This window comes from Planctomycetia bacterium (genome assembly GCA_016795155.1).
GTDB lineage: Bacteria > Planctomycetota > Planctomycetia > Gemmatales > HRBIN36 > JAEUIE01.
In genome coordinates this window covers 153,454-173,898 of record JAEUIE010000005.1, presented here as the reverse complement: position 1 = coordinate 173,898, position 20,445 = coordinate 153,454, and the positions used below count along the sequence as shown (strand labels likewise).

16 protein-coding genes are annotated in these 20,445 nt (G+C 50.5%); 10 read left to right on the top strand and 6 right to left on the bottom strand.

The features are described from left to right. Positions 1–777 carry a HEAT repeat domain-containing protein gene (locus JNJ77_02780; protein ID MBL8821485.1) on the bottom strand — a complete coding sequence of 259 codons (777 nt, stop codon included), beginning with the start codon at positions 775–777 and terminating at the stop codon, positions 1–3. A 129-nt stretch (positions 778–906) separates the two neighbouring features. On the opposite strand from JNJ77_02780, the gene JNJ77_02775 reads away from it, so the two are divergent. From JNJ77_02775 to JNJ77_02745, 7 genes are all read left to right on the top strand, one after another. Next, positions 907–1,548, top strand: coding sequence for an alpha/beta hydrolase (locus tag JNJ77_02775; protein MBL8821484.1), 642 nt, complete (start codon positions 907–909; stop codon positions 1,546–1,548). Between the two features lie 3 nt (positions 1,549–1,551). Then, positions 1,552–1,857 carry a hypothetical protein gene (locus tag JNJ77_02770; protein MBL8821483.1) on the top strand — a complete coding sequence of 102 codons (306 nt, stop codon included), beginning with the start codon at positions 1,552–1,554 and terminating at the stop codon, positions 1,855–1,857. Positions 1,858–1,920: 63 nt separating this feature from the next. Next, complete coding sequence (locus JNJ77_02765; GenBank protein ID MBL8821482.1) at positions 1,921–2,271, top strand: ribosomal subunit interface protein; 351 nt, start codon at positions 1,921–1,923, stop codon at positions 2,269–2,271. A 205-nt stretch (positions 2,272–2,476) separates the two neighbouring features. Continuing rightward, positions 2,477–3,073, top strand: coding sequence for a ComF family protein (locus JNJ77_02760; protein ID MBL8821481.1), 597 nt, complete (start codon positions 2,477–2,479; stop codon positions 3,071–3,073). 213 nt (positions 3,074–3,286) lie between these two features. Continuing rightward, positions 3,287–4,261 carry a DUF1573 domain-containing protein gene (locus JNJ77_02755; GenBank protein MBL8821480.1) on the top strand — a complete coding sequence of 325 codons (975 nt, stop codon included), beginning with the start codon at positions 3,287–3,289 and terminating at the stop codon, positions 4,259–4,261. A gap of 293 nt (positions 4,262–4,554) precedes the next feature. Continuing rightward, positions 4,555–7,794 (top strand): PD40 domain-containing protein, encoded by a 3,240-nt coding sequence (locus JNJ77_02750; GenBank protein ID MBL8821479.1) that lies wholly within the window; start codon positions 4,555–4,557, stop codon positions 7,792–7,794. A 65-nt stretch (positions 7,795–7,859) separates the two neighbouring features. Further along, positions 7,860–8,417 carry a DinB family protein gene (locus JNJ77_02745; protein MBL8821478.1) on the top strand — a complete coding sequence of 186 codons (558 nt, stop codon included), beginning with the start codon at positions 7,860–7,862 and terminating at the stop codon, positions 8,415–8,417. Positions 8,418–8,647: 230 nt separating this feature from the next. Here the strand turns inward: JNJ77_02745 and JNJ77_02740 are convergent, their stop codons facing one another. Then, positions 8,648–11,629, bottom strand: a complete 2,982-nt coding sequence (locus JNJ77_02740; protein ID MBL8821477.1) for a protein kinase — start codon at positions 11,627–11,629, stop codon at positions 8,648–8,650. 301 nt (positions 11,630–11,930) lie between these two features. On the opposite strand from JNJ77_02740, the gene JNJ77_02735 reads away from it, so the two are divergent. Next, a complete protein-coding gene (locus JNJ77_02735; GenBank protein ID MBL8821476.1) occupies positions 11,931–12,212 on the top strand; it encodes a hypothetical protein in 282 nt (93 codons plus the stop codon). A gap of 105 nt (positions 12,213–12,317) precedes the next feature. On the opposite strand, the gene JNJ77_02730 is transcribed toward JNJ77_02735, so the two are convergent. Genes JNJ77_02730 through JNJ77_02720 form a run of 3 tightly spaced genes read right to left on the bottom strand, consistent with a single transcriptional unit; the run spans position 12,318 to position 16,001 of the window. Next, complete coding sequence (locus JNJ77_02730) at positions 12,318–14,129, bottom strand: hypothetical protein (GenBank protein ID MBL8821475.1); 1,812 nt, start codon at positions 14,127–14,129, stop codon at positions 12,318–12,320. Continuing rightward, positions 14,126–14,869: an ABC transporter ATP-binding protein gene (locus tag JNJ77_02725; protein MBL8821474.1), complete on the bottom strand. Its 744-nt coding sequence runs from the start codon at positions 14,867–14,869 to the stop codon at positions 14,126–14,128. Before JNJ77_02725 ends, JNJ77_02730 begins: the two co-directional genes overlap by 4 nt. Before the next feature lie 49 nt (positions 14,870–14,918). Continuing rightward, the gene (locus tag JNJ77_02720; GenBank protein ID MBL8821473.1) at positions 14,919–16,001 is read right to left on the bottom strand and encodes a hypothetical protein; all 1,083 of its coding nucleotides are present in this window, start codon (positions 15,999–16,001) and stop codon (positions 14,919–14,921) included. Positions 16,002–16,106: 105 nt separating this feature from the next. On the opposite strand from JNJ77_02720, the gene glgC reads away from it, so the two are divergent. After that, a complete protein-coding gene (gene glgC / locus JNJ77_02715; protein MBL8821472.1) occupies positions 16,107–17,324 on the top strand; it encodes a glucose-1-phosphate adenylyltransferase in 1,218 nt (405 codons plus the stop codon). 41 nt (positions 17,325–17,365) lie between these two features. Here the strand turns inward: glgC and hemW are convergent, their stop codons facing one another. Continuing rightward, positions 17,366–18,490 carry a radical SAM family heme chaperone HemW gene (hemW, locus tag JNJ77_02710; GenBank protein ID MBL8821471.1) on the bottom strand — a complete coding sequence of 375 codons (1,125 nt, stop codon included), beginning with the start codon at positions 18,488–18,490 and terminating at the stop codon, positions 17,366–17,368. Between the two features lie 161 nt (positions 18,491–18,651). Between hemW and JNJ77_02705 the strand changes: the two genes are divergently transcribed. Continuing rightward, a complete protein-coding gene (locus JNJ77_02705; GenBank protein ID MBL8821470.1) occupies positions 18,652–20,400 on the top strand; it encodes an amino acid permease in 1,749 nt (582 codons plus the stop codon). Positions 20,401–20,445: the final 45 nt, after the last annotated feature.

The following is a 20,445-nucleotide window of genomic DNA, read 5'->3' as shown; positions in this document are numbered from 1 at the left end:
CTACTCGCTCCACCAGTTGACCAGTTTGATGAAGGCATTCGGTTCCTTCATCAATGGTTCTCCGGTGGCAGCAGCCTTTTGAAATTCCTGTTCCCAAGCTACCGCATCGGGTGGTACCGTGCGACCGGTGATCTTCACCAGCGATTGGTGCACTTCGTAGCGTACTGCTGTGCTCCGTTCCTGCTTCAAGGATGCCAGCAAGGCGCTTGATGTCTTGTAATCGGGATACTGCCCCAGTGACCGTGCCGCTGCAGCACGCAAATCTTCCTGGTTTTTCGGATCCAGCGCTGCAGTCAGTGTTTCGATCGCTGCAGGGTCTTTCTTCTTACCCAGCGCCTGCACTACCGCTACCTGAATCACCCCATTTTTGTCCTGCATATTGGCAGGTACACTATAAGCTGCAATCAGTGCCTGAGTTGCTGCCGGGTCTTTATAAGTGCCCAGTTGCTGCACGGCGGCCAGCCGACAGATGGCATCCCGTTCTGCTCGGGCTGCCGTCGATAATACTGTGATGTAGTGTTCACGTTCTTTCGGGTCACTCGGCTCGCTCATCCGCATGATGGCCCGGCGACGCAAGTCACCATCCTGGCTGTTAGCCATCACTTGAAGTGGTTCACCACCCTGGTTCCACATCAGATCGAACTTGTACCCCATATCCCACCACTCACCTTTTTCGTTGTAAGCAGTGAAATCGTCACCAAAGTGAGCACAGCCTGCAAGCAAAGGGCTAAACAAGATGAGTAATATACACTGTGTAGCGAATTTCAGACTCGGCATGCGCTATCCTCCACAAGCAGCGGAGTGATACCATCAGTTCCATTTTGGTCAAGGCGGAGTTTCGCAGTGCTTTCTCGTTGAGTGTTGCTCTTTCACACGGTACGCTAAAAAGACCTTCGGAGGAGATGTATGCAGAACCTGGCGTGTTACGGTTGCATCCTGATACTGCTGTTTCTGACCTGGTACAAACCACTCTTGGCACAAGAAAAAAAGAAAGCCACACCGCTCGTTCCCACCAGAAACAGACCGGAACCAACCCATGCCGATGTTCGCTATGGAAGCCACGAGCGGAACGTTCTCGACTTCTGGCAAACGCCTTCCGTTAAAGAAAAACCAGCCCCGCTTGCTATCTTCATTCATGGTGGCGGTTTCGTGAATGGCGATAAGCGTTCGCTGAACGACAACACACTGAATGAACTGTTACGGTCAGGTGTTTCCGTTGCAGCAGTGAATTATCGTTTGCTTCAACATGCACCGTTGCCTGGTGCATTCGAAGATTGCGTGCAGGCTATTCAGTTTCTTCGGTCCAAACATTCGGAATGGAATATCGACAAAACCAGGGTTGGCGGGTTTGGTGGCTCTGCAGGCGCACAACTCGTCATGTATCTGGCATTTCATGATGACCAGGCTGATGCGAGAAGTTCCGATCCACTCAAACGGGAATCGACTCGCTTGTGCTGTGTCGCCACCAATGGAGGACAGGTCACCATGGATTTGGACTGGTGGAGCAAGCACATTCCCAACGCCAGCAACCCGACTCACAACATCTGAAATATGTTCGATGCCCGCACAGACGATGAGTTATCCATCAAGGTCAACAAAGTTGCAGCACTGAAACTGATCAGTAAAGACGATCCTACCATCTTCATGGGCTATTCCATGTCGCCTGATGCACCAGTGCCTGAAGATAAAATGGCAGCCCGCAACTGGATGGTCCATCATGTCAATCATGGTCTGGAACTGAAAAAACGCTGTGATGCTCTGGGAGTGGAAGCGCACTTGATGTATCCGGGTGCGCAAGGAAAATACCGAACCATTGCAGATTTTCTTAAGGATAAATTGACATCTGCTTCCCCATGATAGTCCAACTTGTGCCATGAACCTTTGTAATGCGGAAAACGAAACACTTACAAGGAGAACAATATGCAGATACAGATTCACTTGGACAAAAACAGCCAGGGCGATAGCGAACAGAATGAACAGATAACCTCCATTGTCACTCATACCTTGAGCCGGTTCACGGAACACCTGACCCGGGTCGATGTCTTTGTGCATGATGAAAACAGCCACAAAGATCGTGGCGATGATAAGAAATGCGTACTGGAAGCACGACCTGCTGGGCGGACTCCCGTTGCTGTAACGCACCTGGCTGGTACCGTGATCGAAGCTGTCAGTGCTGCTGCAGAAAAAATGGAAACGATGCTTGACCGCACCTATGGCAAGAAGCATCATCACAAGGGACATACCTCCATCGGCGGCGACCAGGAAATCTGAAAGGCCAATTGACTTGATTCTGCATCAACCCTGGATTGTATCGCTGTCGCAGGGTTTGGGTGATCTAGTCTATCCGCCTTGCTGCCATCTGTGCGATAAACACCATGCTCCTGAAGATCGCGAGCCTTTCTGCGAATCCTGCCGGATACAATGTAACCATTTGCTGCAGTCGCAATGCCCACGCTGTGCGGCTCCTTTTCCGACCATGCCAGCCAACGCGGTCAATTGTCCACACTGCCAGGACGAAGACTATACATTTGCCGCAGCACTGGCCTGGGGTGGCTACCAGCAACCTTTGCGATCCCTCATACTGCAACTGAAACACCAAGCGAACGAATCCCTGGCTTTCCACAGTGCAACGATGCTGGCTAAACAGTTTCAGCCACAACTGAACCAGTGGCCGGTTGACGCTATTGTTCCCGTCCCATTGCACTGGTCGCGTCGTTTCTGGCGTGGTTACAACCAGGCCGAAGTGATGGCATCGGCCGTATCCCGCGTCTTGCAAAAACCGTTACGAACCTGGTGGCTCTGGCGAACCAGTCGAACTCCCCTGCAGGCTTCAGTCACTCCATCCCAGCGCCGCAAAAACCTGATGCAAGCGATGAAAGCAAGTATTCCCATTCGTTTCCGTGGTCAACATGTTCTGCTCATTGATGATGTAATGACTACCGGCAGCACGGCTGATGCCTGTGCCAGGGCACTATTACAGGCGGGTGCAGGCAGCGTTCGCGTGCTGGTACTCGCCCGTGCCCTTGGTGAATCTGCTAATCAGCTTGCATCCGGAAAAGCTTACCCAGGATGATCAGTTTACCGCTACGCTATGACCCTTCCGAAAAAGTCTGTCGTTTATGTCTGGTGTAGGTGCTCTTTTTTGACTATTCTGCTGGGTGGTGGAAAAATTAGTGCATCGCCGATCAGTCGAGCTTAATGTAAGCTGGACGCTCCGTGCTGACGCACACACGCTGTCGTTCACTGATTGGTGGGGGTTTGAGTCTCTGTGCCATCAGAGGTCGGCATGTTCCGTTCTCGTTTTACCCTGCTGTTCGCGCTGCTGGCGCCATCGTATCTTTTCGCCGCCGATAACCTTGTTCTCAGCTTTGAAGAATCGGTCAAAGACGTAGGTGGCGTGCCTCGTGGCACCAAACTCGTCCATCATTTCAAGTTCACCAACAACACCCAGCAATCGGTTCACATCTCGAACACACGCACTTCCTGCCACTGTGCGACAGCCCGCGCTGTCAAAGAAGAAATCGCCCCCGGCGAATCATCCTCCGTCATGGTGGAAGTGAACACCATTCTGTACAGCGGCACTCGCGATTTCACCATTTATGTCGCTTTTGATCGCCCCTACGCTGCCGAAACCAGGCTGATGTTGAAAACCGTCAGCCGCGATGACATTACTCTCAGTCCTGATTCCATCCAGTTTGGCAAAGTCAAACTCGGTGCTGCTCCCTCACAATCCGTCGTAGTGGAACACCGTGCCTTCTCAGGCTGGCGCATCACCGGTATCGAAAATGAAAATGGCTACCTGCAGACCAGAATTGACCCGAATGGCACTCAGCCTAACAGTTATCGACTGACGGTTCGCCTGCGTGAAGACACCCCTGCCGGTTTCTGGCATGCCAGCATTGGTTTGGTGACTAACGACCCAACCACCCCGCGCATTCGCATTCCCATGAGCGTGGAAATTCAGGGTTCACTGGCTGTAACGCCACAAACGCTGAACCTGGGCAAACTCGGAACCAGCACGGTTGAAAAGAAAATCGTGATCCGTGGTGCCAAGCCCTTCAAAATCACAGGCGTCGAAGGCCTCGACAATACTTTGAGCATTGATCAAACCAAAACAGACGAAGCCAAGGTGGCCCATGTGCTCAAAATCACCTACTCAGGCAATGCCGAAGCAGGCGAACTGGTTAAGAAGATCAAAATTCTTACTGATCTTGATAACTCGACTGTCGAACTGCCTGTCCAGGGGCATGTCAGCAAATAAGCATACCAAATTACTCAAACCAAGCCGGGCAATAACCCGGCTTGGTTTGTTTCAGGCTGTTTTTCAGCATTCGATTCCTTATATACACGGTTTCGTGTATACCCGTGTATAAATGTGTATAAACAGCCTGACAATCGATCAATTTCACGCGGTGCTTCTCCCCAATCTCTCATTCTCGCAAACTGTACCATTTCCCCGTTGCCAGCACTGGACTCATCGTCTTATCCTGACAGAAGTATGTCAATCGCCTAACCTGTCGGGAGTTTTGCGTGTTGCGTTCATTTCTGGTTCTGATGGCATTCGCGTTGAGTTTTTCATCGGCACAGGCGCAGGAAGCCCGTTTGCTTCGATTCCCCACCATACATGGGGATACTGTTGCTTTCACCTACGCAGGCAACCTTTACAGCGTGCCAGCCAGCGGTGGAACTGCCCGAAGGCTCACCAGCCACGATGGTTTTGAGATGTTCCCCCACTTCTCGCCCGATGGCAAGTGGATCGCCTTCACAGGCCAGTACGATGGCAACACCGAAGTCTATGTCATGTCTGCCGCGGGTGGCGTTCCCAAGCGATTAACCTACACTGCCACGCTGGGTCGCGATGAAGTCTCCGACCGCATGGGCCCCAATAACATCGTGATGGCCTGGCATCCCGATGGCAAACGAATCCTGTTCCGCAGCCGCATGAAGAGCTTCAACGATTTCATTGGCGAACTGTTTCTGGTAGATGTCGATGGTCATTTGCCTGAACCCATGCCCCTGCCCCGTGGCGGCTTCGGTAGCTTCTCACCCGATGGCAAGCAATTTGTCTACAACCGCATCTTCCGTGAATTCCGTACCTGGAAACGCTACCGTGGCGGCATGGCAGACGATGTCTGGCTCTACGACATTGGCACCAAGAAAATCGAGAACCTGACCAATAACGGCGCTCTCGATACCTTCCCCATGTTCCACAGCACTGGGGTCTATTTCATCTCGGATCGTGACGCCAACAAGAAAGTCAATTTGTACCGCGTTGATCCGAAGACCAAGGAGACCAAACAGTTAACCCAGTTCACCGATTACGACATCAAGTTCCCCAGCCTGGGTGATAATGCTGTTGTCTTTGAAAACGGTGGCCATCTCTACAAGTTCGATCTGAAAACCGAAAAGCTGGACAAGATTCCGGTACAACTCAATGAAGATTTCAGCAGCGGTCGTGGCGGCCTGATTTCGGTCAAGAACAACGTGATCCAGTTTGAAATCAGCCCCGATGGCAAACGTGCGCTGCTCGGCGCACGTGGCGATCTCTTCACCGTTCCTGCTCAGAATGGTCCTACACGAAACCTGACTAACACTCCTGGAGTGCATGAACGCAATGCCAAGTGGTCGCCCGATGGCAAGTGGATTGCTGCAGTTTCCGATGCCAGTGGTGAAGATGAAATCGTCCTCTTCCCTCAGGCAGGTGGTGCACCTGTTGCCATCACCACCGGCGGCAACGTTTACAAATATGAACTGCTCTGGTCACCCGACAGCAAGAAGATCGCCTGGTCTGATCGACAACAGCGAATCCAGTATGTGGATATTGCGAGCAAGCAGGTAAAGCAGGTCGTCAAAGCCGACTCCTTTGAGATGCATGATTTCGTCTGGTCGCCTGATTCCAACTGGATTGCCTACACCTTCCCCGAAGTTCGAGCATTCAGCAGGGTTTACCTCTGCAGCCTGGCTGATGGCAAATCGACGCCTGTCACGGAAGCCTTCTACAATTCAGCAGGCCCTTGCTTCAGCGGTGATGGCAAGTATCTCTTTTTCGTCTCCGCTCGCGATTTCAACCCCACGTACGGTCAGACCGAATTCAACCACATCTATACCAATACCAATCGCATTTACTTCACCACATTAGCCAAGGCAACTGTTTCACCTTTTGCTCCCAAGAGCGATGAAGTCACCATCAAGGAAGAAAAGAAAGCTGAGGACAAGAAGCCTGAAGAGAAAAAGGCTGAGGACAAGAAGCCCGAAGAGAAAAAGCCGGAAATCACCAAGATCGAACTCGATGGAATCATCGAACGCACACTGGGCTTACCCATTGCTCCCGGCAACTACGGCAACATGCAATCGGTAGGCAGTAGCGTCTACTACACGCGCGCTGGTCAACTCCATGTCTTCGATCTGTCAGCACCCGCTCCCAAGGAAACAGCGCTCGGCCAGATCAATGGCTATGAAATCAGTGCGGATGGCAAGAAGATGTTGATCTCCCGTGGCCCAGGCAGCTACAGCATCATTGATCTGCCCAAAGGCCCCATCCCTCCTGGTGGAGAAACACTCAAGCTCGATGGGCTGGAAGTACGGCTCGACCGTCAGGCTGAATGGAAACAGATGTTCAACGAATGCTGGCGACAGATGCGCGATTTCTTCTACGATCCCAATCTCCATGGCGTCGATTGGGTAGCCATGAAGAAGAAATATGAACCGCTGGTCGCACATGTTCAGCATCGTGCTGATCTGACTTATATCATCGGCGAAATGATCAGTGAGTTGAACTGTGGCCATGCCTATGTGGGTGGTGGCGAACTGCCTGCGGTTAACAAGATACCGATGGGCCTCCTTGGAGCTGAACTGAAACAGGATGCCAAGGCTGGCACGCTGCAAATCGGCAAAATGGTTCCCGGCGCCAACTGGTCTAGCCGCCTTCGTTCACCACTTACCGAAAACAACTCCAACATCAAGGAAGGGGATTACATCCTCAGCATCAATGGCTATGCAGTCAAAGATCTGGTGAACCCCAACATCGCCCTGATGGGTACCGCAGGTCGCCCGACGGTGCTGAAGATCAACAAGGAACCAAAGGAAGAAGGCGCCCGCGAAGTGATTGTGACGCCACTCAGCGATGAAAGCGAAATCCGTTATCACGCCTGGGTAGAACGCAACCGCAAGTATGTGGAAGAGAAAACGGGTGGCCAGGTTGGTTACCTGCACATCCCCGACATGCTGCAGAATGGCCTGAACCAGTTCACCAGGCAGTATTATCCGCAGTTGAACAAGAAAGCTCTGATCATTGATGATCGAGGCAACGGCGGCGGCAATGTCTCCCCCATGATCACCGAACGCCTTCGCCGAGAACTGGTCATGGTCGGCATCACCCGCAATGGTACTCCCAACACCGATCCAGGTGGTATGCACGTTGGCCCGAAGTGCATGTTGCTCAATGAGTTCTCCGCCAGCGATGGCGATATCTTCCCCTACCGTTTCAAGACTTACGGCATGGGCAAGCTCATCGGCAAGCGAAGTTGGGGCGGCGTTGTTGGCATCCGAGGTACGCTGCCTCTCCTGGATGGTGGCACACTTAATCGTCCTGAGTTCAGCCGGTACGATCGCGAAGGCAAGGAATGGATCATGGAAGGGTATGGCGTTGATCCTGACATCGTGGTCGATAATGACCCTGCTGAGGAATATACAGGCAAGGATGCACAACTCGATCGGGCCATCGAACTCATGCTCGAGGAAATCAAAACCAAGGGCAAAGAGATACCCAAGGTTCCTCCTTATCCCAAGAAGTAATTGACCTTGCCCCTTGCAGTAATTGCTGGGGCTTTTTCATTGGCAAGGTAATGGGAGCCGACATCATGAAACCGTTTGCATTCACTCTGGATTCTCTGCCACAGATTGCTATCCCCTATCCAGCAGCAGGTGACTGCAACGAATATTTTCTTCGCTACATCAAACTGGTTCCTTCCGGCCAGGCTGGTTCCATGCTCGTCAGCCAGATTGATCAGATGCAACAACTTTTCGGAAACATGAGCGAATCAGCATCGCTGGAAGTGACCTCGCCCTGGAAGTGGAACCTCAGGCAGGTTCTGGGCCACCTGGGCGATGGAGAACGTGTCTTTGGCTACCGTGCTGCCCGCATCGCTGCTGGAGACACCACTCCTCTGCCCGGCTTCGATCAGGACATCCTGGTCGAAGGCATGCAGTACCAGAATGTATCCATCCCCACTCTTCTGTACGAATGGATCAGTTTGCGGCTGGCGAACATCATGCTGTTTTCGAGATTGCGAACTGAGCAGTTTATCAATCGCGGAACGGTCGACAACAACTCCATGACAGTATCAGCTTTAGCCAATATTATTGCTGGCCATGTAGAACATCATCTGGCAATTATTCGGCAGCGGGTGATGAGGTAAATGCATTTTCATGACGTTTCAAGACGTGTTATTTACCTGATTTCTATAGCCATGGTATGGTCATACGCTGAACGTATTCCAACTGGGATCACCAATCATTGAGCGAAACGTTATTATTATTAATAACTTCTGAAGGAGTTCAAAATATTAGATGATCAACGTCCGAACGTTCTGCAGTATTTACAAATTCACTTGTGAACAAAATCATCTGAACCTCACCTGATGACATCTCACTTCAATGTGTTTCCCGCAGCTTGCTTAACCGCGCTTGCAATATCCAGATAGATTATTGATCGATCAAAACCAACGACTGCCTGACTGCTATCGGGAGTAAAGGCCATGGAATACATCTCTGCACTTCCACCCTTGAATCGTCCGATCACTCGGCCAGTTTCAACATCCCAAAGACGCAGTATATTATCGTGTTGGTTAGGCCATATTTTGGGAAATGGGTTATTAATTTCAAGCGCATGGATCGACCCATCTGGATTGTGTCGCCAACCACTGATCGTTAATGCGTAACGTCCATCTTGTGAAAGAGCGACACGGACGAGACCGGTGGGATGACATAATCTCTTGAGTTCTTTTCCAGAATCAACATCCCACAGACGCGCAGTTCTATCACGTACGCTACATGTCAATATTCGATCTCGTTTTTTGGAAATTGCCAGATGAATACTACCACCAACATGCCCGCTGAAATGTCTGACTTCCTTTCCAGTGGAAACATCCCACATCCGTACAGGCTTTTGAAGGTCATCCCAAGCAGCAGTGAATACATATCGACCATCCCGGGAAAAGGCAGCACCCTCTATAACCCCCTCGGCATCATCCAGAGTACGAACCAGTTTGCGTGATGAGAAATCCCAGAGGTGAGGCTTGATCGTAAAACCAGCCACCACGAGCATTTTTTCATCATCGCTGAGTGCTAAAGCGTGTGGATATCCATTGGTTGAACAGTCAAACAGTCTCTCTGATTCGCCCGTCTGCAAATCCAACTGATAGACACCTGCTTGTATGGTCTTATCCGTTTCCAGGGTGGCTTTTTCGATCGAATAGATCAACTGATTATCACTTCTGAATGTCGCTTTAATTTTCGATAATCTTCTCTGATCATAAACAATATTGCCTTTTTGGAAATCCAGGACAAACAGATGACCACCATTGGTACCAATCGCCATTCGAGTCCCATCTGGCTTGATCTGCACGTGGTGATGGAAGTGATTGTTTGAGATGGACCAGCGATTTATTTCTTTCAGTTCTGGTGCTGTGGTATCCCCGGGTGTCCAATCAGGTGGATCAGGCAGGGTCTCAGGAAACTGATTACGAAATCTGGCATCTAGCCCGATAGCGGCCTTCATATCCTCTTGGGCTGATGGGTACTCTCCTCGGGCAAATTGAATACTGGCACGTTTCCAGAAGGCTTCTGCTGATTCTGGATTTTTGGCAATCGCCTGGTTGCACAGCGCGAGTGCATTTTCATGAAGACCAATTGACCCTAGAAACCAGCTCTTCTGGAGAACTGCTTCATGAAAATCAGGAGTAATTTGAAGAACAGCATCAAGGCCTGCTAATGCCTCTTTTGTCTGCCCTGTTTGATATTTTGTCATGCTTCGTTGATATAAGGCCTTGGCATTCTTAGGATTCACCTCCAGGCATTGATTGAAATCTATCAGGGCTTTATCCCATTCTTTTCTTTCAAAACGATACTGGCCTCGAATAAGCAGGGCATCTTCATTCTTTGGATCATTCAACAGCAACTCACTTGCATAACGGAGGACACCTGGCTTGTCATTTCGTTGTTGTGCCTCCTCCAGCAGGATCGTTAAGCGTGCCACTTCTTTCATGCTCTCTTTGGATTCAGCTGGTAAGTCATTTCTGGCAACGGGAAGAGGCTGCACGGTAAGCTTGACAGTAGCCTGCTCTCCGGCTTTAGCTGTAAATTCGGTCGTGGTCGTCTCAAAACCGCTACCACTGACTGTAAACTGATGTCTGCCAGGTTTTACTTTCAATGGTTTGCCATCCAGGTTCAGTTGGATGATTTGTCCATCTAGTTTGATTTCTACTGGGGCTTTGGCATCGCTGATTTCGACACGAACCGAACCCTCGCTGGTAGTAAATGTGAAAATAATAATGCCAATAAGTACAGCAGCAGCCACCGTGCCCAAAAGTAACGATGCAATCTTCCATCGCGATCGTGAAGACACCTTGTGTTGACAAAAAGGTTCCAGTGCTGTCGCAAACTCAGCCATACTAGAATAACGATCTTCCGGCAGCCTGGCACTTGCTCGTGCATAAACTGCTTCGAGTCCAGGATCAATAGCAGGCTGCAATGTTAAGAGTGATGGAAGTTTTTCATCACGAACGGCTGATTGCAACATTTCATGGTTGTCTCGAAACGCACGTTTTCCAGTCAGCAATTCAAAGAGGATAAGTCCCAGGCTGTAAATATCTGCACTAGGACCGATGCGTGCCACATCTCCTGTATATTGCTCAAGGGGCATATAAGCCGGAGTTCCGAGGATTGCACCTTCGTTCGTAATCGGTTCTTCCACCGGTTTTTCTTCGGGCAGTTTGTCTCCCGAAATCCGCTTAGCCAGCCCAAAATCCAATACGATCGCTGATTGCGTTTCCGTTTCCATCACGATGTTCGTTGGCTTGAGGTCGCGATGAACAAAACCATGTTCATGTGCAAAGGCCATTGCAGAGGCTACTTGATGAATTGCAATCGCTGCTTCATGGGGTGGCAACGGTCCCTTCCTTTTGACCAATTCAGCCAGAGTTGGACCTTCCACATAAGCCATCGTCAGAAAATCGAGTCCTTGCTCTTCACCTACGTCATACACGGGACATAACCCAGAATGGCGCAGGGCTGCAGCTGCGCGGGCTTCACGACGGAATCGTTCACGCTGAGCGGCGATATCCGTTCCACGAAATTTTGGAAACTTGATTGCCACCTGGCGATCTAGCACTGTGTCATGCGCCAAGTACACTTCCCCCATCCCTCCCTTGCCGATGATTCGAACTATTTCATAACGCCCAAATTTGCCTTGTATTCTTTCATTACTTTGAGGTTCAAGATCAGCGTTATCCAGCGTTGTGGTAATCTGTGATATTTCAGTGGCTTGTTTTTCCATAAGAGTCTGTTTCATTTCACATTTTTCATCGCGAGAGTTGCTTATCATGGAGAAACGTCCTTTATCATCCAGCATCAACATTCTCGACTTGGATTATCGCCGACTACTGTTGCCCATAATACTCAAGAACTTTCAGCATTTCATCTCAAATTATTGTTAAGATGATAAATCGATGTTACATCCACTTTTGATTGAATGATAAAGCAACTCTTTAATGCAACTGAATTCTGTGGTGTTTCCTGTCAATTCAATTTGAATTGGAAACTTCTCAAGTTTCCGTGCACCAATGCCGACATCTGACCTTCCACAGTTCCGCCCTCTTTGGTATCTCCCTGCCGTTCTGATGACCCGCACACCGTTCAGGGAGGAACACGACGTGGGCTATTTCCCCGTTCTTATTCCTGCATTTGCCATTGTTTCAACTGGCTTGGGCTTCCTGGGTGTCTTTGCATCCAACCAAGGATATTCCCCTCAAAGCATTTATTGGGGTCGCCTGCTGTCACTCAGTGTGTTTCTGATTCTTTCCATTTCCTGCTTCATCATGGTATTTACCTGGCCTCGTGGCGTAGTGCCCTCCTGCCTGGGCATGGCAGCCTTGTTCCTGGCCATGCTTTGGCAACCAGCTAGCCGTGCTGATGAGCAGCAAGCATTAACCTGATGAAAAGAGTGCCCATAAAAAAAATCATGCGAGTCGGGTGCCACGGTTTGCGTGTACCCACGCTAACCGTGCCAAATCACCCAATAGATACATTTGTGGGTTTACTTAAAATTCCATCGTACGGAATGCCCGGCGGCCCAATCGCATGGGAACTGCAATCGCAATGCCACCCAGTATTACCAAACCCAGTAAAGTGACCACCAGCCAGGGCACAAACTTGTTGAAATCAACCAGTTGATGCTCTGCCAGCATCGAGCCACTGTAGTAAATGACTCCCGCCAAGGATGTCATCAGCACTACTAATATCGCATACCCAAGACTGCAGAGAAGATTAATAGTCCCACCAAAACCGGTCGCTATTTTCGAAGGGTTGGTTTCCTTCAAGTTCACCAGATAAGCGCCCAGCCCCACTGCAAGTGCAGACAACCCGATAGTCAGAGTCGCCATTCCCAGCAGATGCGTCAGTACAATGGGCCAAGGCAGCCGGAGCATGATCTCACTCAGGAACACCAGCGTCACACTGATCAGTGTCGTAAACGTCGCTGCATAAGCCAGCTTGCTCGTCAGCAATCTTTCCCGTTCGATGGGCAGCAAACTCAATATCCAGAAGTTGCGACCTTCCATGCTCATCAGTGGAAACACGAAACGGCTGGTAAATGTTGCCATCATCAAACCAGTTACTGCAACATTCAACAAACCAATCAAAGCTCTTTCCCGCTCGCCATACTGCCCGTGAGGCAGCCGGGGAATACTGATGCAGTAAAGCAGCATGATGCCACCGAGGATCACCACCTGGGCCCACTGGGATACATCACGCCGGAACATTCGCCAGTCTTTCAGAACAAAGGTGCGTGTGCGAACATCACTCCACGACAAGAGCACGGAAACGATGTGATCGGTCCATGAACTACGGTACTTTCTTCGCCCGCCGGTTTCACTCATTACCAGATCATAAGCATGGCGATACCAGCGTGTTGCCAGCACCGTAACTACCAGAATTGCCATCAGCCCATAGGCCCAGACTAAACCGAGGTAATAGAGTGCATCAATCAGCGGTGCTATTTCTTCGCGGTCTCCCCAGGCAGACTTCCACAGCAATGCTACGTTTCCCTTCACGCGCACCAGGGCAACCAGCCCTTCCGTCATCCAACTGGCAGGAGGCGAATTGCGAGTAGGCTGAATATGCTGAATCAGCTTTTCAATCCATTGCGGCGAAACCCTATCACGCTGCATTCCCTGCAGTGCGGAAATAAGCCAGGTAATGGCCACGACCAGTACGACACCCACTACCGCAATCAGTACTGCACGGCGGTTCTTGGTCAGGAACGTGACAATCAGCAGACAGCCCAGGGCACCGATTGCTGAAGGTAACAGCAGAAACCCGACAAGATAAAACGGCATGACAGCATAATAGACCCACGATGCTCCGTACAGGATGCCAAACGCAATCATCATCGGCGTACCTAGCAGGAAGAACGACCAGCCGGTGAACATCAGCGTTTCACGATACTTATGCGCAAAGACCTGGTCGGCATGGGCCGGTGATGCCAGCAGAAACGCCGTTTCCGGGCTGGAAAACAGGTTGCCATAGATCATCAAACCTGTGGAAAATAATGTCAGTGCGGTGACGGACACGAAAAATAGCCCGAAGATCAATTCAGTAATACCCAGACTGACATTCCCGCTGAAATCAAACCCCCGCAAAAACTGAAACCCTTCGATAAACAGGTAAAGCAGCCCGCCCCAGATGACGGTTCCAAGCACAATAATCAAGACGAGTCGCAATCGTTGCTTCTCCGCCATCAACTTCATGCCGTTGATGAACAGACGCTGCATCAGATTGCGAAAGAGTGCCCTCTGATGTGGAACCACGCTTCCCGGACTGGCATTGGTAAAGTTCAAGCTGGCGGAACTCATGCTGCCACCGCCTCTGCATCAGTTGCCTCGGTCAGCTTGAGGAACACATCCTCGAGTTGCCCGCCATGCTCAGCCTTATGGCGTAACTCATCGAGCGTGCCCTCGCCCACTATCCGACCATGATTGATGATGGCAATGCGTGTTGCCAGTTCCTGGGCAATATCCAGCGTGTGAATCGACATGAACACCGTTACGCCCTTTTTCACCTGGTCGCGTAACAGGTCTTTCACCAGTCGCTGGTTTTTAGGATCAAGGCCTACCATCGGTTCATCGACAATGAGCACTTCCGGCTGATGCAATAAGGCTGATGCAAAAACTGTTCGCTGCCTCATGCCGTGGGAATAACTCTCGCTCAAATCATCGACGAAAGATTCCAATTCAAACAGATCGATCATTTCCTCCATGCGTCGGCGGCCTGCATCCGGATCCATACCATACATCGTGATGATGAACTGCATGAACTCCCGGCCTGTCAGCTTCTCGTACAGATACGGCAAGTCGGGTACATAACTGAGTATCTGGCGTGCCTTATCACCTTCCGCCTGGATGTCGTATCCTCCCACCTTCAAAATGCCGGTGGTCGGCTTGAGAAGGCCACAGAGCATCTTGATGGTGGTGGTTTTGCCTGCACCATTAGGCCCCAGAAACGTAAAAAGTTCACCCCGCTGAACGTTGAGCGAAATGTTCTTGACCGCCTCTTTATTGCCATATGATTTGGAGACGTTGATCAGTTCAATCATGTGTTGGTTCTTGATGTGAAAGTGTTATGTAATGAACGCTCAATCCCTGCTATTCCTCTTTCTTCGGTTCGCGGACCATTTCCATCTGGTATCGATCTGATTCAATGGATTGTTTCAGAACACGATAATTGGTGGCATTCACCCAGATTTGCATTTTTGTCCCTTTATCCATTGATTGTACCAGATAACACGGCACATTTTTCCCATCCCATTGCAGGTCCTTCAACTCCTCCAGTACGTTCATCTCTGCAATCTTGGTTTTTACCAGTTCATCGGTATTGAAGGCGCCACTGCTCAGTTCATTCGCTTTCGAAGTGGCTAAGGCGCTCATCATCATCTGGGTCGGATCAATGATAGGCGTTTGCCAGCGTTGCCCTAATCTGATTCCTGCCATGCAGTCGGTTGGAGCAATATTGCTCAGAAACGATTCTTTATTGCGATACTTCACACTAACATCTCGAATCGGAAACTTCATGGTCGCAAAGGCGAACTCTCCTCGAAAGTTCAGATGATCGTGCTCCTGCACATCTGCAACAAGGTTGAGCCTTAGCAGATAGTTCTGCTCCTCTTTGTCCTTGGATTTTTCTGTTTCAGGGAGGACTGCGTTCTTCAATGTTTTCTGTGCTGCCTCTGCCGTCAGAACAGGTCGTGGGTTGGCAACAAAACTCAATGTCAGCTTCTTCATCGTACCAAGATAGGTCAGTTCCAGCTCAGTTCGAATCATGGCACGGTAATCATTCAACTTGATGCCTGACAACTTGGCAAAGGCAGACAGAGGCCCCATAAAGGCTTCCAGGTCGCCATCGAGCAATACATTCTGCTTGAGAATGTAAACTCCTGAAGATGATTTCAGCACCGTGGTCTGAGCATCACCCAACCTGCTGCGATTATACAGGAGTTGCCAGTTAGTGGTGCCATCCTGGGCCGCTAATTCGAGCGAAGGCTTCAGTTGCGGACCATCGCCCACGGCAGAACCAAAATTCCTCATCCATTGCCAAAGCGACATGCCAACGAAAAGAAACAGAATGAACGCAATGGTTAGTCTTCCGGGCATTGGATGTTCCTTCAAATCCTCTGCTTCAGTATACGTTGCAGATGGGATCACCTGTTCATTCTTCGCTGCTACCCACATTCTAGGTTGCAAAAACGTCTGGAGTTAATTGGAAATTGAAGATTGCATTCTTTCTCACGATGGGTAATGTGGGTAGGGTATTGACTTCACACAGAATCTTTTCCCTTGAGTGTACTCACGATACTCCTGGCAGGTGGCAAAGGAACCCGGCTCGAACCGCTGACGCGTGACCGTGCCAAACCCGCTGTTCCCTTCGGTGGACAATACCGCATCATTGATTTCACCCTTTCAAACTGCATTAATTCAAACTTACGCCACATTCTTATTCTCACACAGTACAAAGCCCGTAGCCTGGAACGCCACATCCAGCGGGGTTGGAACTTTCTCAGCCGACCACTGGGCGAATACATTGATGTGCTGCCCCCCGAACAGCGTATGAACGATCAATGGTATCGAGGCACCGCTGATGCCCTGTACCAGAACATTTATAGTATCGAACAGGAACAGCCTGAACTCATCCTGGTGCTGGGTGGCGACCATATCTACAAGATGGACTATCGCACCATGATCGAAGCCCACCGGGAACGACAGGCTGATGTCACAGTCGCTTGCCTGCCTGTTCCCATCGGCGAATGCTCACAATTTGGAGTGATGCAGGTAAATAGTGAGAACCGTATTCTCGCCTTCGAAGAAAAGCCTGAACAGGCTGCACCCATGCCCGATGACCCGGCCCGCTGTCTGGCATCCATGGGCATCTATGTCTTCAAGGCAGAACTCCTCTACGACTGGCTCTGTGCCGATGCTACCCGCAAGGATTCTTCCCACGACTTCGGCAAAGACCTGTTACCCAGGCTGGTGGAGACCAACCGTCTGTTTGCGTTTCCCTTTGTCGACAAAAACCGCAAAGCCCAGGCATACTGGCGGGATGTAGGCACTTTGGAAGCCTATTACGATGCCAACATGGATCTGATCGCGACCGATCCAGTCTTGAATCTCTACGACCGCGACTGGCCCATCCGCACCTGGCTACCTCAGTTACCACCACCGAAATTTGTGCATGGCGAACACGCGTTAGGCCCCAACGCCCGCCGTGGTGAAGCCATCGACAGTTTAGTCGGGCTGGGCAGCATCATTTCGGGAAGTCATGTCTTTCGCAGCATTCTGTCACCCAATGTCAGAATCAACAGCTACAGTTGGGTGGAAGATTCCATACTTTTTTCCGGTGTAACGATTGGCAGACATTGCCAGATTCGTCGCACGATTATCGAAAAAGGCGTTAACATCCCCGAAAAAACCAGCATAGGCTACAATGCCGATGCCGATCGCGAAAAAGGCTACATCCTCACCGATGCAGGAATTACGGTGGTACCGAAGGGCGTCTGAGAACGCAAATTGCCGTTTGCTGATTGCTGATAACTTTCTTTTTATATCGCCGATACAAACGCACTGCACACCGTATCGGCCAAAAACTTACCTTCCTTGGTCAACCGCACCGAGGAACCATCGTCTTCCAATAACCCCTGCATCACAAACCGCCTGATGACATCGTGGGCAATGTCATCAATGTCTATTTCCGTCTGATCGCGAAACATCCGTCGGATAATACCCTCTTTGCGGCGCAGATTCAGCGTTGCTGTCTCGCGAGCATAACTTTCCGGCGTGTGGGCTTCCCGCTGCTGCGTGGGCGAATCACCCGCCATGCACTTCTTGATGTAACCGTCGATACTTCGCGTGTTCACTTCACGAATGAAGTTCAGATGCCGTGCTGCCCCCAGGCCGAAACCGTAAAAGGGTAAATTGATCCAGTATGCCTGGTTGTGTCTGCAGCGATGCCCCACCGTGGCAAACGACGATATCTCGTAATGCTCCCAGCCTGCTTCATACAGCCAATCCATTGCCAGGTCGTACATCCGCCGTTCATCTTCTTCGGTCAAAGGTAAAATCAAACCTTCGCGAACACTCTTCCACAGCCTGGTTCCTTTTTCATAGGTCAGACCATAAGTGGAAAGGTGATTGATGGGCAGTGCCAACGCCCGCTCCAGATCCATCTGCCATTGAAACAGTGTCTGCCCCGGTGCACCAAACATTAAATCAAGTGAGATGGAATGCATGAAGCTGCGAGCCAGTTCCACCACGCGAGGCACTTCTTCGGATATATGCCGCCGTTCCAGTACCGCCAGCGTGCGGGTATGGAACGATTGAGCGCCTATGCTCATCCGGTTCACACCATATTCCTGCAGCAGATGCAGTTTTTCATCGGTCAGGCTATCAGGGTTCACCTCGATGCTGAATTCATGATCTGGGTTTAAGGTGAACCGTTCCCGAAGAATATCTAATAATTTTTTCAGTTGTGGCATGGGCAGGTGTGAGGGCGTTCCACCACCCAGAAACAGAGTATCTATCTCTTCCTGTTCCGGCCCCATTTCACGCTGAAGTGCCTGTAAATAGGCATCCATCAGGTCATCACGACCAGCAACCACCGCAAAATCACAGTAGCCACAATGGTGGGCACAAAAGGGAACATGGATATAGGCTGCACGAGGTACCAGGTTTACCAACTGACAATTCTCAAATGTTGATGCTTGACACAGGCTATAAGTGTCTGATACGAAAGGTAGTTCTATCTTGACCTTCCAACGGTTCAAGTCCTTCAATAAAAGGAACACTATTGGAAGTGTGAATTATTGCGCTAACAGGAGCACGGGCTGCTATGCCGAATCAGCTATTCGCGACGAAATCACTTGAGCAGGTTCTCAAGGAAGAGTCAGGTGGGGAGCATCGCTTAAAACGAGTGCTTGGCCCATGGACTCTGGTGGCACTGGGTGTAGGTGCTGTGATTGGTGCCGGTATCTTCGTTGCAACAGGCAAGGCGGCACATGAAATCGCTGGTCCAGCACTGATGGTTTCTTACATGCTGGCAGGGTTCGCCTGCGTGATGGCCGCCTTATGTTATGCTGAATTCGCATCCATGGCACCTGTAGCAGGCAGTGCCTACACCTATGCCTATACCACCCTGGGTGAACTCTTCGCCTGGATTATCGGCTGGGATCTTGTTCTCGAATATGCCGTCGGCGCCGCAACGGTTGCCAACGGATGGTCAGGATATTTTCAAAGCGTGATTGGCAAGTTAGGATTGTCTCTGCCATTTATCTTTACAGGCGGCCCATATGTCTACGACGATGGCATGCTGCTGCCTAATACCGTCGGCAAGTACGACAACATGGTCGTTCAGCAGAAAGTGGTTTCGTACCAGGCACTCACTGATGCCATTCGTGAAAAGCTGCCCGAAGCTGACAGAGCAAAATTCGCTGATCTGAAAACCCGTGATCAGCACAAAATCGCAGTTTGGATCAATGCAGATAACAAAGCCAATGCCCCTGGAAAACCTTACACACTGGCGCTGGCAGGCGATCAGGCTTTCGAATCGAAAATTACCAATCGGCAAAATGCCATCATCAACATGCCTGCGGTCATGATTGCCGTCATCGTCACCATCATTCTGGTGAAAGGCATTCAGGAAAGTGCATTCTTCAATGCACTTATGGTAGCTATCAAAGTATTTGCAGTCGTCTTTGTCATCTGCGTTGGCGTCTTTTACATCAACCCGGATAATTACTTCCCGTTTGCCCCCTATGGCTGGACTGGTTTAAGCTTCTTTGGCATACCCGTACATGGACAGACGAATGCAGGAGGCCAGCCCGTCGGAATGATTGCCGGTGCTGCTATTATTTTCTTTGCCTACATCGGCTTTGATGCGGTCTCCACACAGGCAGAAGAAGCCAAGAACCCCAAGAGAGATATCCCCTTCGGCATCATCGGCTCTCTGCTCATCTGCACCATACTCTACATTGGCGTAGTTGCTGTGCTCACCGGCATGGTCAAATACAACCTGATCGACAAGGATGCTGGTGTTTCATCGGCATTCAAGCAGATTGGTCTGGGTTGGGCCGAGGTTATTATCTCTATCGCAGGCGTTGCTGGAATCACCTCGGTGCTTCTGGTGATGATGCTCAGCGCTCCACGCGTCTTCCTTGCCATGGCCCGTGATGGACTCATGCCAACTAAATTCTTTGCCAGCATTCATCCCAAGTTCCAGACGCCCTGGAAGAGTACCATTCTCATTGGCACACTGGTCGCCCTGGCTGCAGGGCTGCTCCCGATTGATGCCCTGCTCCATCTGACCAACATTGGTACCTTGTTTGCCTTCGTGGTGGTCTGTGCTGCAGTGCTCGTCATGCGAAGGATCAATCCCAATGCAGAAAGACCTTTCCGTTGTCCGATGGTACCTGTAATTCCTGCCACCGGAATCATCCTCTGCCTCACCATGATGTTTTCCCTGCCTGCCGATAACTGGTGGCGGCTTATCATCTGGCTCGGTCTCGGACTGATCATCTACTTCCTCTATGGTAAACAGCACAGCAAGCTGCGGGCAAGAATGGCATCTGGACAGCAAGGGTAGGCTCTTTGCCCGATTTGTTCATAGCATTTAACGTGCTGGATTGGT

Coding starts and splice junctions, on each gene's coding strand:
- JNJ77_02780 (MBL8821485.1), bottom strand. CDS start 777: ATGCCGAGTCTGAAATTCGCTACACAGTGTATATTACTCATCTTGTTT.
- JNJ77_02775 (MBL8821484.1), top strand. CDS start 907: ATGCAGAACCTGGCGTGTTACGGTTGCATCCTGATACTGCTGTTTCTG.
- JNJ77_02770 (MBL8821483.1), top strand. CDS start 1,552: ATGTTCGATGCCCGCACAGACGATGAGTTATCCATCAAGGTCAACAAA.
- JNJ77_02765 (MBL8821482.1), top strand. CDS start 1,921: ATGCAGATACAGATTCACTTGGACAAAAACAGCCAGGGCGATAGCGAA.
- JNJ77_02760 (MBL8821481.1), top strand. CDS start 2,477: ATGCCAGCCAACGCGGTCAATTGTCCACACTGCCAGGACGAAGACTAT.
- JNJ77_02755 (MBL8821480.1), top strand. CDS start 3,287: ATGTTCCGTTCTCGTTTTACCCTGCTGTTCGCGCTGCTGGCGCCATCG.
- JNJ77_02750 (MBL8821479.1), top strand. CDS start 4,555: ATGGCATTCGCGTTGAGTTTTTCATCGGCACAGGCGCAGGAAGCCCGT.
- JNJ77_02745 (MBL8821478.1), top strand. CDS start 7,860: ATGAAACCGTTTGCATTCACTCTGGATTCTCTGCCACAGATTGCTATC.
- JNJ77_02740 (MBL8821477.1), bottom strand. CDS start 11,629: ATGCTGGATGATAAAGGACGTTTCTCCATGATAAGCAACTCTCGCGAT.
- JNJ77_02730 (MBL8821475.1), bottom strand. CDS start 14,129: ATGAGTTCCGCCAGCTTGAACTTTACCAATGCCAGTCCGGGAAGCGTG.
- JNJ77_02725 (MBL8821474.1), bottom strand. CDS start 14,869: ATGATTGAACTGATCAACGTCTCCAAATCATATGGCAATAAAGAGGCG.
- JNJ77_02720 (MBL8821473.1), bottom strand. CDS start 16,001: ATGTGGGTAGCAGCGAAGAATGAACAGGTGATCCCATCTGCAACGTAT.
- JNJ77_02705 (MBL8821470.1), top strand. CDS start 18,652: ATGCCGAATCAGCTATTCGCGACGAAATCACTTGAGCAGGTTCTCAAG.